14 protein-coding genes, 1 tRNA gene and 1 pseudogene are annotated in these 15,947 nt (G+C 70.7%); 9 read left to right on the top strand and 7 right to left on the bottom strand.

The annotated features are described in order from the left end of the window. Positions 1-8 precede the first annotated feature (8 nt). The 4 genes from metX (at position 9) to U8331_RS06940 (ending at position 2,466) form a co-directional block, all read left to right on the top strand. Positions 9-1,142 (top strand): homoserine O-acetyltransferase MetX, encoded by a 1,134-nt coding sequence (gene metX, locus U8331_RS06955; RefSeq protein ID WP_481130348.1) that lies wholly within the window; start codon positions 9-11, stop codon positions 1,140-1,142. A 21-nt stretch (positions 1,143-1,163) separates the two neighbouring features. Beyond that, positions 1,164-1,757, top strand: a complete 594-nt coding sequence (locus tag U8331_RS06950; RefSeq protein WP_481130347.1) for a cysteine dioxygenase family protein — start codon at positions 1,164-1,166, stop codon at positions 1,755-1,757. A gap of 108 nt (positions 1,758-1,865) precedes the next feature. After that, entirely contained in the window at positions 1,866-2,318 is a 453-nt protein-coding gene (locus U8331_RS06945; protein ID WP_481130346.1) for a DUF2214 family protein, read from the top strand. Positions 2,319-2,380: 62 nt separating this feature from the next. Continuing rightward, a tRNA-Leu gene (locus tag U8331_RS06940) sits at positions 2,381-2,466 on the top strand. Positions 2,467-2,528: 62 nt separating this feature from the next. Here the strand turns inward: U8331_RS06940 and U8331_RS06935 are convergent. The 6 genes from U8331_RS06935 to U8331_RS06910 all read right to left on the bottom strand — a co-directional run bounded on the left by U8331_RS06935 (position 2,529) and on the right by U8331_RS06910 (position 6,939). Beyond that, a complete protein-coding gene (locus U8331_RS06935; protein ID WP_481130345.1) occupies positions 2,529-3,032 on the bottom strand; it encodes a hypothetical protein in 504 nt (167 codons plus the stop codon). Positions 3,033-3,149: 117 nt separating this feature from the next. Continuing rightward, on the bottom strand, positions 3,150-3,587 hold the full coding sequence (locus tag U8331_RS06930) for a hypothetical protein (protein WP_481130344.1): 438 nt from the start codon (positions 3,585-3,587) through the stop codon (positions 3,150-3,152). Between the two features lie 40 nt (positions 3,588-3,627). Further along, complete coding sequence (locus U8331_RS06925; RefSeq protein WP_481130343.1) at positions 3,628-3,840, bottom strand: PspC domain-containing protein; 213 nt, start codon at positions 3,838-3,840, stop codon at positions 3,628-3,630. 69 nt (positions 3,841-3,909) lie between these two features. Beyond that, positions 3,910-5,016, bottom strand: coding sequence for a class III poly(R)-hydroxyalkanoic acid synthase subunit PhaC (locus U8331_RS06920; protein ID WP_481130342.1), 1,107 nt, complete (start codon positions 5,014-5,016; stop codon positions 3,910-3,912). A gap of 2 nt (positions 5,017-5,018) precedes the next feature. Beyond that, entirely contained in the window at positions 5,019-6,230 is a 1,212-nt protein-coding gene (phaE, locus tag U8331_RS06915; RefSeq protein ID WP_481132851.1) for a class III poly(R)-hydroxyalkanoic acid synthase subunit PhaE, read from the bottom strand. 91 nt (positions 6,231-6,321) lie between these two features. Beyond that, positions 6,322-6,939 carry a CDP-alcohol phosphatidyltransferase family protein gene (locus U8331_RS06910; protein ID WP_481132850.1) on the bottom strand — a complete coding sequence of 206 codons (618 nt, stop codon included), beginning with the start codon at positions 6,937-6,939 and terminating at the stop codon, positions 6,322-6,324. 169 nt (positions 6,940-7,108) lie between these two features. On the opposite strand from U8331_RS06910, the gene dinB reads away from it, so the two are divergent. Then, entirely contained in the window at positions 7,109-8,200 is a 1,092-nt protein-coding gene (dinB, locus tag U8331_RS06905; RefSeq protein WP_481132849.1) for a DNA polymerase IV, read from the top strand. Between the two features lie 222 nt (positions 8,201-8,422). Here dinB and U8331_RS06900 read toward each other — a convergent pair whose 3' ends face one another. Further along, positions 8,423-9,079 (bottom strand): UdgX family uracil-DNA binding protein, encoded by a 657-nt coding sequence (locus U8331_RS06900; RefSeq protein WP_481132848.1) that lies wholly within the window; start codon positions 9,077-9,079, stop codon positions 8,423-8,425. A gap of 373 nt (positions 9,080-9,452) precedes the next feature. Here U8331_RS06900 and lexA point away from each other — a divergent pair, with 373 nt between their 5' ends. The 4 genes and pseudogenes from lexA (at position 9,453) to U8331_RS06880 (ending at position 15,675) form a co-directional block, all read left to right on the top strand. Continuing rightward, positions 9,453-10,127 (top strand): transcriptional repressor LexA, encoded by a 675-nt coding sequence (gene lexA, locus U8331_RS06895; RefSeq protein ID WP_481132847.1) that lies wholly within the window; start codon positions 9,453-9,455, stop codon positions 10,125-10,127. Next, positions 10,127-10,726: pseudogene (gene imuA, locus U8331_RS06890) on the top strand (translesion DNA synthesis-associated protein ImuA); the annotation flags it as partial. The gene lexA and the pseudogene imuA, both read left to right, overlap by 1 nt. Positions 10,727-10,996: 270 nt before the next feature. Beyond that, complete coding sequence (locus U8331_RS06885; protein ID WP_481132846.1) at positions 10,997-12,421, top strand: Y-family DNA polymerase; 1,425 nt, start codon at positions 10,997-10,999, stop codon at positions 12,419-12,421. A gap of 8 nt (positions 12,422-12,429) precedes the next feature. Further along, positions 12,430-15,675 carry an error-prone DNA polymerase gene (locus U8331_RS06880; protein ID WP_481132845.1) on the top strand — a complete coding sequence of 1,082 codons (3,246 nt, stop codon included), beginning with the start codon at positions 12,430-12,432 and terminating at the stop codon, positions 15,673-15,675. Positions 15,676-15,947: the final 272 nt, after the last annotated feature.

The raw sequence follows: 15,947 nt of genomic DNA, 5'->3' as shown, positions 1-15,947 counted from the left end.
CCACCCGCATGACCGAATTCATCCCGCCCGGCACGCGCTTCATCGACCTGCCCTCGCCGTTTCCGATGCGGCGCGGCGGTGAACTCCACGGCGCCCGCATCGCCTACGAGACCTGGGGCACGCTCAACCCGGGGCGGGACAACGCGGTGCTGATCGTCACCGGCCTCTCGCCCGACGCCCATGCCGCCGCCAGCGAAGCCGATCCGGAGGCCGGCTGGTGGGAGGCCATGGTCGGCGCCGGCAAGCCGATCGACAGCGACCGCTGGTTCGTCATCTGCACCAACGCGCTGGGCAGCTGCAAGGGCTCCGCGGGGCCCGCGTCGATCAACCCGTTGACGGGCGAGGCCTACCGGCTCGACTTTCCGGAGCTGTCCATCGAGGACGGTGCCGAAGCCGCGGCGCATGTCGTGCGCGCACTCGGGATCGAGCGCCTCGCCTGCGTGGTCGGCAATTCGATGGGCGGCATGGTGGCGCTGGCGATGCTGGCCCGCCACCCGCGCATCGCCCGCGCCCACGTCAACATTTCGGGGGCGGCCAAGGCGCTGCCGTTCTCGATCGCGATCCGCTCGCTGCAGCGCGAGGCGATCCGGCTCGATCCGAACTGGAACAACGGCCGGTACGACGACGACCAATACCCCGAATCGGGCATGCGGATGGCGCGCAAGCTCGGCGTCATCACCTACCGCTCGGCGCTGGAGTGGGACGGCCGCTTCGGCCGGGTGCGGCTGGACTCCGACCGCGCCGAAGACGAGCCGTTCGGGCTGGAGTTCGAAGTCGAGAGCTACCTCGAAGGCCACGCGCGCCGTTTCGTGCGCCGGTTCGACCCAAACTGCTACCTCTACCTGAGCCGCTCGATGGACTGGTTCGACCTGGGCGACTACTGCGGAGAGCGCTGCGGCGACGGCGAAGGCGACACCCGTGCCGGCCTGGCGTCGATCCGGGTGGAAAAGGCGCTGGCGATCGGCGCCGAGACCGACATCCTGTTTCCCCTGCAGCAACAGCGCGAGATCGCCGAAGGCCTGGCCGCCGGGGGCGCCGACGCACGCTTCCTGCCGTTGCCCTCGCCGCAGGGGCACGACGCCTTCCTGGTCGACTTCGACCGTTTCGGCCCGGCCGTGCGCGGGTTCCTCGACAGCCTGTAGCACCGGCGTAGAATCGTGCGCATGAACGCCCAAGCCCTGCCCGACATCGCCTTTCCCGGCCACGACAAACTCGTGAACGCGCTCGATGCCGCGGTCAGCGCCGGCGACGAGCACGCCATCACCGCGGCCCTGCGCAATACCCTGTGCCGGATGATCCGCGACCGCGACGTCAGCCTGCCGCCGTGCGTGTTCGAGCCGATCGACGACCATTACGCCCGCCGCGAGATCTACCGCAGCCCAGAACACGGCTACAGCGTCGTCGCGATGACCTGGGGCCCGGGCCAGGGCACGCCGGTGCACGACCACTGCGGGCTGTGGTGTGTGGAAGGCGTCTGGGACGGCGAACTGGAAATCACCCAGTACGAGCTGCTCGAGCGCGAAGACGAGCGCTTCCGCTTCCGCGCCGCCGGTGGCATGGTCGCCGGGCCCGGTAGCGCCGGCAGCCTGATCCCGCCGCACGAATACCACGCCATCCGCAACACCAGCAGCAACGACGTGGCCGTCTCGGTGCACATCTACAAGGCCGCGATGGAAGGCTGCTCGATGTTCATCCCGCAGAGCGGCGAGTGGTTCACCCGGGCCGACAAGGCCCTGGCCACGGACGAGACCCGCTAGACGCCACAGGCCGTCCCGCGGGATGCACCGTCCCGCCCACGGGATGCACGCACTGGCTAGCACGGGCACCCGTCGCGCCGGTGCGACACACGCCATGGAAGCACCCGCATGCTGACCGACCTGCTCCTCGCCGCCCTGCACCACCTGTTCGTGTTCGCCCTCGTCGCCCGGTTGGCTTCCGAGTCGATGCTGCTTCGTGGCGCAGTCGACGGCGCCACGATCCAGCGACTCGCCCGTGTCGATGCCGGCTACGGTGCGGTGGCGGGCCTGCTGCTGGTGATCGGCCTGCTGCGCGTGTGGTTCGGCATCAAGGGGCACGACTTCTACCTGCACAACCCCTGGTTCCACACCAAGCTCGGCGCCTATGTGCTCGTCGGCCTGCTGTCGATCCTGCCGACGGTGACCTTCCTGCGGTGGCGCAAGGCGCTGCGCGCGGATCCCTCGTTCGTCCCCGATGCCGCGCGGCTCGGCCGCGCCCGGTCCCTGGTCCACCTCCAGCTGGCGGCCATCGCGGTGATCTTCGTGCTCGCCGCCGCGATGGCCCGCTACGGCGGCTTCTGACCCCTTTCCGATCCGACGACCGAGCCGCCATGCCGATGTTCTCGGCTATACTGCGCGCCCGCGCCGGAGTGGCGGAATGGTAGACGCAGCGGATTCAAAATCCGCCGCCCTTAAAAGCGTGTGGGTTCGAGTCCCACCTCCGGTACCAAGCAAAAAGGCCTGCATCGCGCAGGCCTTTTCGTTGCGCGGCATCGTGCCGGGGCGCACCACCTACATCCCGGGACTCTCGCTGACCCAGGCGCGTCCTTCCACGTGTTCGACCATCACCACGCGACGGTCGCGGACCAGCGTCTCCACCGTGCGGGACACGAACCGCATGCCGATGATGTCCAGCACGCTGCGGACTTCGACCTCGGCGGACTTCCCGTCCCCGGACAAGGTGATCCTGTTGACCTCGTAGCTGTAACCGAACGGCACGTCGCTGCCGAGCAGCTCCATCAGCGGCTTCATCTTCCGGAACATGGCCCGGGTGTCGCGGCACGCGGCATCGCGCGACACCAGCTGGATCTGCTCACGCGGGCCGATGTAGGTGGTCATCCGGCCGGAAACGTCCCTGGAGATCATCCCGCACAGGGCGTCGGCGTCGAGCGCCAGGGTCGCGTCGCGCTGGGCGACGTAGTACGCCCGCACATCGTCTTCGTCGAGCCTGCTGCCGTCGACGAACACGAACCAGGCCAGACCCGCGAACACCGCGAGCAACGCGTACTTGAGCATTTCCTTCCCCCGGGTTCGATGCGCCGCCTGCGCGGGCGCTTCGTGTCGCCCGCCTCCCCGCGGCGCGACCGTCCAGCCATTATGGAACACGCCCCACCACGCGTGAAGGACGCCGCGCTATGGCCTGCGTTGCACCGGCGCGGGCCATGGCCACCAGCCCTTGCCGGTCATGGCGTATCGGTCGGCGGCGCGCTCGAAGCGGTTGCGTGCACTGACCCCGCCGCACGCGAGATAGACCGGCAGGAACACCGGGCCGAGCACCATGTACTGGAACACGTGGGCGCGTTCGTGGTCGGCCAGCCTGACGGCGGGCTCCTCGCACCAGCCGGCGCGATGGGCATAGGTGCGGCATGGGCGGTCGAGGTCCGAACCGGTGTGGACGATCACGTTGCCAAGGGTGATGGCGCCGCCCGGACCCCAGGGCCAGTCGTGGAACACCAGGGCGAGGTCGCCGCGCCGCCAAAGCGCGCGTGCGCCGAACGGGATGCCGACTGCGCCGAGCAACAGGCCTGCCAGGGTGTTGGGCGAGGTCCACACGGCGCCTGCCAGCACCATCAGCCGGCGCCGCGTCGTCCCGGACCCGCGTGGCATCGCTTTAGCGGGCGACCTCGCCCTCTTCCGGCATCAGCAGCCACAGGATCAGGTAGACCAGGATCCCGGGGAACGCCGCGGAGGCGATCGACACGATCACGAAGATCACCCGCAGCAGGGTCGAATTCCAGCCGAACCGGCGTGCGATGCCGCCGATGACACCGGCCAGCATGCGGTCGTTGCGGGAGCGGACAAAGGGGCGGGAGCTGTGTTCCATTCGACTCGGCATGGCGTTGGGGTTGGAACGAGTCTAGTCGGGCAGCGTGACGGCCACGTAAGCCGTGCGCTACCGCGACCGCGCCGACAGCCAGTTGTGGATGGCCTGCGGCACCTCGCGCTGGGCGCGGCCGGAAACGTAGATGCCGATGTGGCCGCCGCGGAAGGACAGCTCGCTGTAATCGGTGCTGCCGACCACGTCGCGCAGGGCCCGCGAGGAAGACGGCGGAACCAGGTGGTCGGCCTCGGCGAACACGTTCAGCACCGGCATGTCGACGTAGCCGAGGTCGATGGCGCGGCCGCCGATCTCGATACCGCCGTTGACGAATCCGTTCGCCTGATAGAACTGCTTGGCGAACTGGCGGAACGCCTCCCCGGCCTGGTCGGGCGAGTCGAAGATCCAGCGTTCCATCCGCAGGAAGTCCTCCAGCGCACGCGGGTCGTCGAGGATGTCGACCAGCCCGACGTACTTCTGCACGAACAGCCGCCACGGCTTGAGCATCAGGTAGCTGAAGTTCATCACGTCGGCCGGGACGTTGCCGAGCGTGTCCACCATCAGGTCGACGTCGACCCCCCGCACCCAGTTGGCCAGCATGTTGTCGTCGGTGTGGAAATCCACCGGCGTGACCATCGTGACCAGGTTGCGCACCTTGCGCGGGTTGAGCGCGCTGTAGCACAGCGAGAACGCGCCGCCCTGGCAGATGCCGAGCAGGTTGACCGCATCGAGCCGATGGCGGCGGCGCAGGTGGTCGACCGCCCCGCCCAGGTAGCGCTGGATGTAATCGTCGAGTTCGAGATAGCGGTCGGAGCGGTCGGGATAGCCCCAGTCGAGGATGTAGACGTCCTCGCCGCGCTCGAGCAGCCCACGCACGATCGACTTGTCGGCCTGCAGGTCGACCATGTACGGCCGGTTGACCAGCGCGTAGGCGATCAGCAGCGGCACCCTGGCGGTGGGCGCGCGGCCGTTGTCGAGGCGGTCGCCGCGATAGCGGTAGAGGGCGACCTTGCCGTCGCGCCAGACCTCCTCCTTCGGGGTCGCGCCGAAAGCCGTGTCCCCCAACTGGTGCAAGGTGTCGAGGCCGGCGCGGAGCTTGGCCTGCACCTGCATCGCCTCCTGCGCGAGCGCGTCGGGAGTGATGTCGAGCGGACCGGTGACGGAAGCCTGGTGGGTGTCCATCTTCAGCGTGCCCTGCGGGGAGTGGACCTGGATGCGCCGGTCGCCTTCGCCGGTGTCCGCGAAGCCTTCGCCGGTTTCGACACGGGCTTCTTCGATACGGCCTGCGTGGACGTGGCGCGGCCCGGTGCCTGCGTCGCGGACTTCGCCGGAGCAGTGCGTTTGCCCGCCGCAGCCGCGGTACTCGCCCTGCCACGCTTCGTGGCGGGGCGGTTCGGCGTTTGCGGACCGGCGTCCGGGGTGCGCGGGTGGTCGCCAGCCATTCCCGCATCCGACATGAGATCACGCAGCCGCCGCATCTCGCGCTCGAGCTGGACGATCTTGCGGTGCGCCGCATCGACTTCGCCGCGGGTCGGCACACCGAGCGCTTCGCCGGCCTGCTCGACCTCGCACTGCACCGCCGCGCGCAGGCGCATCTGCGCGTTCGTCATCGCACCGTAGGCCTCGCGGAAGCGCGGCGACAGGGCGATGTCGGCGTAGGCCTCCTCCGCCGCGTCGATCCACAGATCGAACAGCGCGCGGGTGGACTGCAACTGCCGTCCCGGCTCGCTGCGCTCGGCCAGCTTGTCCTCGAAGCGCCGCAACGCGTCCTGCGTCGCCTCCGCCATCAGGGCCTGGAACGCGCCGGCCTGCTGCTGGTAGTCGAGTTGCGCCCGGGCAAGCCGCTGCCAGCGCTCCTGGTGCTCGCGGGTGAACCCGAACGCCGGCATGCCCAGCCAGGCCTGCCCTGTCTGCCGCAGTGGTGCCAGCCACGGCGAGACCTGCGCCAGCCATTGTTCGAACCCCGCCTGGCCGGGGCCCTGCATGCCTCGCAGCGCGTCGGCGAACGGATTGCCGCCGGTGCTGCCGAGCGCACTCTTCCATGCGGCGGCGACCTCCGCCGCACTGGCCTGTTGCCCGGCGAACTGCGCCGCCAGTTGCTGCATCTGCGCGTACCAGCCGCTGGCTTGGGCGCCGAAGCGCCGCACGGCCTCGTCGGCCGGTTGCCCGGTGCCACCCGCCAGTTGCGACCACCATGCCAGGGCCTCGTTCCAGCCCGGCATCGCGGCCTGCGCTCCGCCCGGATATCCCGGTGACACTGAAGCTCCGGGTGCCGCTCCCGGCACGCCACTCGCCGCACGCAGCATCTCGCCCCAGCGGCTCCAGTACTGCCGCGACAGCGCGTCGAAGTCATCGCCGCCGGCACTGCCGGCACCGCCGAATCCCTGATTGGCCATTGCACCCTCCACGTCCGCCGCGATGATAGCGCCGTGGCCGTTGCAGGCTGTCGAATGCGCGAAGCCGGGAAGCCCCTGCGACGGAAGCAGGCTATGGTTTCGGGATCCGCAGCGTCTTGCTGACCATCAGTGAGCCGGAGATGGCGAACATCAGCACCAGTGGATGGAACTGCCAAGGCCCCAGCTTGACCATGCCCAGCCACAGGTCCGGCCCGATCGCGCCCTGCGCGGCGGCGACCCACAGCACCACCACCAGCACCAGGCTGGTCGGGATCGGCGTGCCCTCGAAGTGCTTGACCTTGCCCTCGTCACCCGCCAACTGCTCGGCCGTGACGTTGTAGCGCGCCAGCCGGCTCACGCCGCAGCCGACGAAGTAGCTCAGCACCACCCAGTCCCAGCCTCCCTGCAGGCCGCAGGCGTAGGCCAGCGCGGCCGGCGCGACGCCGAAGGAGATCACGTCGGCCAGTGAATCGAGCTCGCGCCCGAGGGTCGACGCCGACTTGCGCCAGCGCGCCACCCGGCCGTCGACCGCGTCGAAGATGAAGGCCAGCGGGATCAGCGCCATCCCGATCATCAGGTCGCGCACCCCGCCCTCCTGCAGGAACCGCATCGCCGCGAAGATCGCGCCGGTGCCGCAGAAGGCGTTGGCGAGGGTGAACCAGTCGGCGAGGTGGAACTCGCGGAGCATCGAGAAATGGCGGCGCTGCATGCGGCGCTCCGTGAAGGCGTGGCCGCCAGACTGCCAAAGAGCAGGTGAAAAAGGTAGGAGCGGCTTCCGCCGCGGTCTGCCAGTCCTCCGCCCGCGCCGATTCCATGATCGCGGCTGGAGCCGCTCCTGCAGGGAGCCTCGAGTGACCCGGGCGGGTGACAATGTCGCCATGACCGCGCCGCGCAGGATCCTCCACGTCGACATGGACGCGTTCTACGCGTCGGTGGAGCAGCGTGACGACCCGTCGCTGCGCGGCAAGCCGGTGGTCGTCGCCTGGCGCGGGGCGCGCTCGGTGGTGTGCGCGGCCAGCTACGAGGCCCGCAAGTTCGGCGTGCGCTCGGCGATGCCGGCGGTGCGGGCCGAGCGGCTGTGCCCGCAGGCGGTGTTCGTCCCGCCGGACTTCACCCGCTACAAGGCGGTGTCGCGGCAGGTGCGCGACATCTTCGCCCGCCACACCGGGCTGATCGAGCCGCTGTCGCTGGACGAGGCCTACCTCGACGTCACCGCGCTGGCTTCGGGGCTACCGTCGGCCACCGCCACCGCCGAGGCGATCCGCGCCGCGATCCGGGAGGAGACCGCACTGACCGCTTCGGCCGGCGTCGCGCCGAACAAGTTCATCGCCAAGATCGCCTCGGACTGGAACAAGCCCGACGGCCTGTGCGTGGTCAGGCCGCACCGGGTCGAGGCGTTCCTGACGCCGCTGCCGGTCGGCCGGCTTCCGGGCGTGGGCAAGGTGATGCAGGGCAAGCTGGCCGACCTCGGCATCGCCACCGTCGGCGACCTGCGCGGCGTGCCCGCGATCGAGCTGGAGCGCCGCTTCGGCCGCTGGGGCCGGCGCCTGCACGAACTGTCGCTGGGCATCGACGAGAACCCGGTACGCCCCGAGCGCCCGACCGTGCAGATCTCCTCGGAGGACACCTTCGAGCACGACCTGCGGCTGGACGAGCTGGAATCGCACATCCGCCGCCTCGCCGAGAAGACCTGGGCCGGGTACGAGCGCGAGCGCCGGCAGGCCCATCCGCGGCTGGCGCGCACCGTGGTGCTGAAGCTCAAGACCGCCGACTTCCGCATCCTCACCCGCAGCCTGACCCCGCCGGTGCGGCCGTCCACCCTGCAGGTGCTGGCCGACACCGCCTGCGAACTGCGCGGGCGGATCGAGCTGCCGGCGGAGACCCGCTACCGGCTGGTGGGCGTCGGGCTCGGCGGGTTTGTCGATGAGGACGACGTGCGGGCGCAGTCGGACCTGTTCGAGGTGGCGTGAGGTGGTTCGCGTATGTGCCCTCACACCCGACCTGCGACGGCGGCACCGACGGTAGGAGCGACGTAAGTCGCGACCCGCCGAACCCGGGAGGAAACGCGTTCAATCGATTACGTCGAACCTGCCGAAGACGGCTCCGGAAAACCCGTCCGCAAACCGGCAGATGCACCTCCGGGAAGCGATGTACAGGTCGCGACTTACGTCGCTCCTGCACGTGGTGAAGCGTCAACCGGTTGACCGGATCGCCTCGGCGACCTTGCCGAGGTCCTCGACCAGCTCCCGATACCCCGCCTCGCGCCGCTCCCCCGGCATCCGCAGCACCGCCGATGGGTGCCAACTGGCGATGGCGCGCGCGTCTTCCAGGTCGCGCCACTGCCCACGCTCGCGGGTCACCCGGAATCCGTTGCCGAAGACCGTCTGGGCCGCCATCGCGCCCAGCGCCACCACGATCCGCGGCCGGACCTGCAACAGCTCGGCCGCCAGCCACATCCGGCAGGCCTCCTGCTCGGCGGCGTTGGCGCGCTTGTGCAGCCGCGCCTTGCCGCGCTGCTCGAACTTGAAATGTTTGACGGTGTTGGTCAGGTACAACGACCCGCGGTCAAGGCCGACATCGTCGAGGGCGCGGTCCAGCAACTGCCCGGCCGGACCGACGAACGGCGCACCGGTCAGGTCCTCCTGGTTGCCGGGCTGCTCGCCGACCAGCATCGCCACCGCGTCGGCCGGGCCCTGTCCGAAGACGGTCTGCGTCGCCGGTCGCCACAACGGGCAGTTGCGGCAGCCGCGCGCCTTGCGTTCCAGCGTGCGCAGGGTGCCGGCGGGGATCGGGTCGACGACCGGCTTGGCCAGTGGCAAACCGGCGGCGGCGGCGGGTGAAGGCGGCATCGGGTTGGATGGAGGCGCGGGCGTCCGATGCTGCGGCACGGCGGGTGAAGGCGTTGCCCCGGTGTACGGGTTTGTGTGCCGGATCCGTAGGAGCGACGTAAGTCGCGACCCGCCGAACCCGGCCGGAGCACCCGGGATCCGATCGCTCGGGATACCTCCGGAGTGCTTCTGGAAGGCTTGCCGCAAGGGGGTGGGCGCGGGCTTCGGAGGCGATGTACAGGTCGCGACTTACGTCGCTCCTACGGCGTCCCAGCGGCTGAGACGGCGGCGTGGATGCTTAACAGACATCGATCCCACCTGAGCTTGCGGCCGTAACTGCCTGACCCGCCGGGGCTCACTTTTCGCGCATCCATTTGTTACTAGAATTAGTACCATGCACCTGACCGACACCCAGCGCCGCCTGTTCGACTTCCTCCGCGAGCACGTCGCCACGCACGGCTATCCGCCGTCGCAGATGGAGATCGCGCGGGCGTTCGGTTTCCGCCAGAACCGCTCGGCGCGCTACCACCTGGAGGCGCTGGCGCAGGCGGGGCTGATCGAGCTGTCGACCGGGCGGGCGCGCGGGATCCGGCTCACCGCATCCGGCTCCGGCCGCACTGCCGGCACGTCCATCGACCCGCTCGCGGAGAACGTTTCCGCATTCGCTCCGACTGCGCGGCCCGACCTGCTGCAGGTCCCCCTGCTCGGCCGCGTCGCCGCCGGTACGCCGATCGGTTCCGACCCCGAGATCCGCCGCGAAATCGCCCTCGACCGTTCGCTGTTCCGCCTGCGCCCCGACTACCTGCTGGAGGTCGAGGGCGAGTCGATGCTGCTCGACGGCATCCTGCCCGGCGACCTGATCGGGGTGCACCGCACGCCGCAGGCGCGCAGCGGCCAGACCGTGGTCGCACGGGTCGAGGGCGAGCTGACGGTCAAGCGGCTCGACAGCGGCCGCGACCACCTGCGCCTGCTGCCGCGCAACCCGGCGCACGCACCGATCGAGATCGACGCACGCATCACCGACTTCGCCATCGAAGGCCTGTTCGCCGGCCTCGTGAGGCCGTCCTGATGGGCGCGGTGGTCGCCCTCGACAGCCTGCTGGAGTCGCGCCGGGTCTGGCGCGGCCAGCCGGCCCCGCGCGCGCCGTCGCGGCAGCCCACCGGCCACGCCCTGCTCGACCAGGCCCTGCCCGACGGCGGCTGGCCCGAGCACGCATTGACCGAACTGCTGCTGCCGGCCGACGGCATCGGCGAACTGCGCCTGCTGTGGCCGACCCTCGCCCGGCTGTCGCAGGCCGACGGCATGGTGGTGCTGGTCGACCCGCCCTACCTGCCGTTCGCCCCGGCCTGGGCGCAGGCCGGCATCGACCTCAGGCGCCTGCAGGTGGTCCGCACCGACCCGCGCAACGCCCTGTGGGCGACCGAGCAATGCCTGCGCTCGGCCGCCTGCCCCGCGGTGCTGTGCTGGCCGCGGACCGCCGACGACCGTGCCCTGCGCCGGCTGCAGGTGGCGGCCGAGACCGGCCAGTGCCTCGGCTTCGCGATGCGTCCGTTGAAGGCCGCGGCCAACCCCTCGCCCGCCGCTTTGCGGATCGCGATCGACGCGCAACCGGCGCAACTGCGCGTGCTCAAGTGCCGCGGCGGCAACCCGCCGACGCGGGCGATTCCGTTCCCGACCCCTGTATCCAACCAGTCGCCAGCTGCACCAGGTTTTTCCATCCGGTCGCCATCGACAGTCGGACAGCGGGTGGACGGCGGGAATAGTGCGGAGAAGCCGACCATGGATGGTCGGCGGCCCGCCTCAGGGCAGGAAGCCCTGATGAAGGGCCGGAGCACTGTCCCCGGCGGCCAGCCGCTGCACGACCAATCCCCCTCAGCCCCTGCTGCACTTGCGTTCCTCCCTCGTCCCCTGCCTGCGCAGAAGCAGTGAGAAGAGCCAATGCTCTGGGCCTGCATCCTCCTGCCGCAACTGGCGCTCGACGGCGTCCTGCGCCGCCACCCCGACCCCGACGCCCCGCTGGCGCTGGTCACCGGGCCGGCGCAGCGGCGCGTGCTGCACGCGGTCAATCCCGCGGCGAAGGCGGCCGGCCTGCGCGCCGGCCAGTCGCTCGGCGCCGCGCAGGCGCTGTGCAGCCGCTTCGCCGCCGTCGAGCATGACCCGGCCGAAACCGACCGCTGGCACGACTTCCTCGCCGCCTGGGCCTACCGCTACAGCTCGCTGGTCTGCCGCACCATGCCCTCGGCGCTGCTGCTGGAGGTCGGGGCCAGCTTCAAACTGTTCGGTCCGTGGCCGCGGTTCGAGGCGCAACTGCGCGCCGACCTGGCCGGACTCGGCTTCCGCCACCGCATCACCCTCGCGCCCCACCCGCACGCCGCGCGCGCACTGGCCAACGTGCACGACGGCCTCGCGGTCACCGACGAAGCGCCGCTGCACAACGCGCTCGGCCAGTTGCCGGTGGAGCGCAGCGGGCTGGCGCCGGACGTCGCCACCGCCCTGCGCCGGATGGGCCTGCGCAAGCTGCGACAGGTGCTGGCGCTGCCGCGCGCGGCGCTCGGCAAGCGGGTCGGACCGCAGGCGCTCGCCCACCTCGACCGGTTGACCGGCGCACTGCCGGCGCCACTGCAGTGCTACCAGCCGCCGGATTCGTTCGAGTCGCGGATCGAGCTCAACTACGACGTCGAATCCAGCCAGGCCCTGCTGTTCCCGCTGCGCCGGCTGACCGCCGACCTCGCCGCCTACCTCGCCGGCCGCGACGGCGGCGTGCAGCGCTTCACCATCGTGCTGGAGCACGAGCGCTGCGCCGACAGCGAAATCACCATCGGCCTGCTCGCGCCCGAGCGCAATCCGGCGATGCTGTTCGAACTCGCCCGCGGCCGGCTGGAGCAGGCCCGCGTGCCGGCGCCGGTGCGCGGCGTGCGGCTGGCCGCGCGCGAGCTGCCACCGTTCGTGCCGGCCGGACGCGACCTGTTCGATGCCCGTCCGCAGCAGGCGGTGCCGTGGGAGCAGTTGCGCGAGCGCCTGCGCGCCCGCCTCGGCGACGACGCGGTGCACGGCCTGGCGGTGCGCGCCGACCACCGTCCCGAACGCGCGTGGCAGACCGAAACCGCCCGCGGCATCACCGCCGCACCGGTGCCACGTCCGGGCTGGCTGTTGCCGCACCCGGCGCCGCTGCGCGACCACCGCCTGTCCATCCTCGCCGGCCCCGAGCGCATCGAGACCGGCTGGTGGGACGGCGACGTGCGCCGCGACTATTACCTGGTCGAAACCAGCCTCGGCCAGCGCGGCTGGGCGTTCCGCGCCGCCGGCGATGCCGCCGTCGAAGGCCGCGCCGACGGCTTCATGCTGCACGGCTGGTTCGGTTGAGCAACGCCATGCACGACCTGCCCGACTACGCCGAACTGCACTGCCTGTCGGCCTTCAGTTTCCAGCGCGGCGCATCCATCGCGCCGGAACTGTTCGAACGCGCGAAGCAACAGGGCTACACCGCGCTGGCGATCACCGACGAGGGCTCGCTGGCCGGCATCGTGCGTGCGCTGGAGGCATCCGAGCGGTTCGGCGTGAAGCTGATCGTCGGCAGCGAGGTGCAGGTCGAAGGCGGCCCCAAGCTCGTGCTGCTGGTCGAGGACGGCGCCGGCTACGCCGCCCTGTGCAAGCTGCTGACCCGTGCCCGTCGCCGCGCGCCCAAGGGCGAATACCGGCTGCTGCCGGAAGACCTCACCGCCACCGACGGCCTGCTCGCGCTGTGGGTGCCCGATGACCCGATCGACCACGCGCAGGCGCGCTGGACCGCCGAGACCTTCCCGGGCCGCACCTGGCTGGCGGTCGAGCTGCACCGCGGCCCCGACGACGACACCCGTCTCCGGCAGCTGCGCGAGGCCGGCGCCCGCCTCGGCCTGCCGCTGGTCGCCGCCGGCGACGTCCACATGCACGCGCGCGGCCGCCGCGCCCTGCAGGACACGATGACCGCGATCCGCCACCACGTCACCGTCGCCGAGGCCGGCCACCGGCTGTTCCCCAACGGCGAGCGCCATCTGCGCAGCCGCCGCGCGCTCGCCGCCATCTACCCCGCCGACCTGCTCGCCGAGACCGTGCGGATCGCCGGGCGTTGCCGTTTCAGCCTGCGCGAGCTGCAGTACCAGTACCCGCACGAGCTGATCCCGCCCGGCCACGACGCCGCCAGCTGGCTGCGCCACCTGGTCGAGGAAGGTGCGCGCTGGCGCTGGCCGGAAGGCGTGAGCGACAAGGCCCGCGGGCTGATCGAGAAAGAGCTCGCGCTGGTCGCCAAAAAGCGCTACGAGTCGTATTTCCTGACCGTGCACGACATCGTCCGCTTCGCCCGCTCGCAGCACATCCTCTGCCAGGGCCGCGGCTCGGCCGCCAACTCGGTGATCTGCTACACGCTGGGCGTGACCGAGATCGACCCGGCGCGGATGAACATGCTGTTCGAGCGCTTCATTTCGGAAGAGCGCAACGAGCCGCCCGACATCGACATCGATTTCGAGCACGAGCGCCGCGAGGAGGTGCTGCAGTACGTGTTCAACCGCTACGGCCGCGAGCGTGCCGCGCTGACCGCGGTGGCGACCCAGTACCGCGGCCGCGGCGCGGTGCGCGATGTCGGCCGCGCGCTCGGCCTGCCGACCGACGTGGTCGCCGAACTGGCATCGACGATGGACCGCTGGGGTGGCCACGCACCGATCGCCGAACACCTGCGCGAGCGCGGCTTCGACCCCGACTCGCCGGTGCTGCGGCAGGTGATCGCGCTGACCGCCGAGCTGATCGGGATGCCGCGCCACCTGTCGCAGCATCCCGGCGGCTTCGTCATCTCCGAGCACCCGCTGCACACGCTGGTTCCGGTCGAGAACGCCGCGATGGACGACCGCACCGTGATCCAGTGGGACAAGGACGACCTCGACGAAGTCGGTCTGATGAAGGTCGACTGCCTTGCGCTGGGCATGCTGACCGCGGTGCGCAAGACCCTCGACCTGCTGCGAGCCAGCGGCCGCCGCGACCTCACCGTCGGCGACATCCCCAAGGAGGACCCGGCGACCTACGAGATGATCAGCCGTGCCGACACCATCGGCGTGTTCCAGATCGAATCGCGCGCGCAGATGGCGATGCTGCCGCGGCTGCGGCCGAAGGAGTTTTACGACCTGGTGATCCAGATCGCGATCGTCCGGCCCGGTCCGATCCAGGGCGACATGGTCAATCCCTACCTGCTGCGGCGCACCGGAAAGGAGCCGATCGACTATCCGACCGGGGCGCTCAAGGCGGTGCTGGAACGTACCCTCGGCGTGCCGCTGTTCCAGGAGCAGGTGATGCAGATCGCGATGGTCGCCGCCGGCTACAAGGGTGGCGAGGCCGACCAGCTGCGCCGCTCAATGGCGGCATGGAAACGCCGCGGCGGGCTTGAGCCGCACCGGCAGAAGCTGACCGAGGGCATGCTGCGCAACGGCTACACGCTCGAGTACGCCGAGCGCATCTTCGAGCAGATCAAAGGCTTCGGCGACTACGGCTTCCCCGAGTCGCACGCCGCGAGCTTCGCCCTCGTCGCCTACACCAGCAGCTGGCTGAAGTGCCACGAGCCGGCCGCGTTCGCCTGCGCGCTGATCAACTCCTGGCCGATGGGCTTCTACTCGCCCGACCAGATCCTGCAGGACGCCCGCCGCCACGGCATCCGCACGCTGCCGGTGGACGTGCGTTACAGCGGCTGGGATTGCAGCTTGGAAGACGACGCCCCCCCGCTTTCTGTCCCCCAAGGGGACTTCCCTCGGGGCGTAGGAGCGGCTTCAGCCGCGATCGGATGTCTGGATGCCCGCGCCGATTCCAGATCGCGGCTGAAGCCGCTCCTACAGTCGGACACATCGCACGCTGCCGCCGATGCATCCGTCCAGGACACCGCGGAACAACCCGCCATCCGCCTCGGCCTGCGCATGGTCCGCGGCTTCCCGCCCGAAGCCGCCGCGCGCATCGAGGCCGCCCGCGCACGCCAGCCGTTCACCGGCGTCGCCGACCTGTGCACGCGTGCCGGCCTCGACCGCCGCGAACAGTCGCTGCTGGCCGACGCCGGCGCCCTGCGCGGGCTCGCCGGCCACCGCCACCGGGCGCGTTGGGAGATCACCGGCGTCGAACTGCAACTGCCGCTGTTCGCCGACTCGCCGGCCAAGGCGGACAACGACCGGGTCGTGCTGCCGCTGCCCAGCGCCGGGGAGGACGTGCACGCCGATTACGCGATGCTCGGCACCACCCTCGGCCGGCACCCGCTGGCGATGCTTCGCAAGGCGCTGTCGGCACGGCGCTGCCGGCGCTCGGGCGAAGTCGCCCAGCTGCCGCACGGCCGCACCGTCCGCGTCGCCGGGCTGGTGACCCTGCGCCAGCGTCCGCAGACCGCCAGCGGGGTGATCTTCATGACGCTGGAGGACGAGGACGGCATGACCAACGTGGTGGTCTGGCGCAGCCTCGCCGAGCGGCAGCGGCGCGAACTGCTGGAGTCGCGCCTGCTCGCGGTCGAGGGCCGGCTGGAAAGCCGCGATGGCATCCTCCACCTCGTCGCCCGGCGGCTGGAAAACCTGACCCCGCTGCTGGGCGGCCTGGACGCGCGCTCTCGGGATTTCCATTGATGTCTGGTTCGTCCTTCCCATCGACGTCGCCATCCCGAGCTTCTGGAGGAGCGGCTTCAGCCGCGATCGGATGATCGTCGGCCCGCACCGGTTCCACGATCGCGGCTGAAGCCGCTCCTACAAGGCCCCGACATCCGGACGCCCGGAAGCCCAACTCCAAAAGCCCGGGAGCCACATTCCAGAAATCCGAAACACGAGCTCGCCTCGGCCCTGTGCCCCCGAGCCCCGAAACCCGTCGATGGCATGATGGGACCGTCCGGCCGAACGATGGA

This window comes from Lysobacter sp. CC-YZS074 (assembly GCF_056739745.1).
This window is presented reverse-complemented; position numbering and strand designations above follow the sequence as displayed.

What these genes read in the sequence shown, in the direction of transcription:
- U8331_RS06880 (WP_481132845.1), top strand. Translation starts at nt 12,430, where the DNA reads ATGCACGACCTGCCCGACTACGCCGAACTGCACTGCCTGTCGGCCTTC.
- lexA (WP_481132847.1), top strand. Translation starts at nt 9,453, where the DNA reads ATGCACCTGACCGACACCCAGCGCCGCCTGTTCGACTTCCTCCGCGAG.
- metX (WP_481130348.1), top strand. Translation starts at nt 9, where the DNA reads ATGACCGAATTCATCCCGCCCGGCACGCGCTTCATCGACCTGCCCTCG.
- U8331_RS06945 (WP_481130346.1), top strand. Translation starts at nt 1,866, where the DNA reads ATGCTGACCGACCTGCTCCTCGCCGCCCTGCACCACCTGTTCGTGTTC.
- U8331_RS06935 (WP_481130345.1), bottom strand. Translation starts at nt 3,032, where the DNA reads ATGCTCAAGTACGCGTTGCTCGCGGTGTTCGCGGGTCTGGCCTGGTTC.
- U8331_RS06910 (WP_481132850.1), bottom strand. Translation starts at nt 6,939, where the DNA reads ATGCAGCGCCGCCATTTCTCGATGCTCCGCGAGTTCCACCTCGCCGAC.
- phaE (WP_481132851.1), bottom strand. Translation starts at nt 6,230, where the DNA reads ATGGCCAATCAGGGATTCGGCGGTGCCGGCAGTGCCGGCGGCGATGAC.
- U8331_RS06900 (WP_481132848.1), bottom strand. Translation starts at nt 9,079, where the DNA reads ATGCCGCCTTCACCCGCCGCCGCCGCCGGTTTGCCACTGGCCAAGCCG.
- U8331_RS06930 (WP_481130344.1), bottom strand. Translation starts at nt 3,587, where the DNA reads ATGGTGCTGGCAGGCGCCGTGTGGACCTCGCCCAACACCCTGGCAGGC.
- U8331_RS06950 (WP_481130347.1), top strand. Translation starts at nt 1,164, where the DNA reads ATGAACGCCCAAGCCCTGCCCGACATCGCCTTTCCCGGCCACGACAAA.
- dinB (WP_481132849.1), top strand. Translation starts at nt 7,109, where the DNA reads ATGACCGCGCCGCGCAGGATCCTCCACGTCGACATGGACGCGTTCTAC.
- U8331_RS06885 (WP_481132846.1), top strand. Translation starts at nt 10,997, where the DNA reads ATGCTCTGGGCCTGCATCCTCCTGCCGCAACTGGCGCTCGACGGCGTC.
- U8331_RS06920 (WP_481130342.1), bottom strand. Translation starts at nt 5,016, where the DNA reads ATGGACACCCACCAGGCTTCCGTCACCGGTCCGCTCGACATCACTCCC.
- U8331_RS06925 (WP_481130343.1), bottom strand. Translation starts at nt 3,840, where the DNA reads ATGGAACACAGCTCCCGCCCCTTTGTCCGCTCCCGCAACGACCGCATG.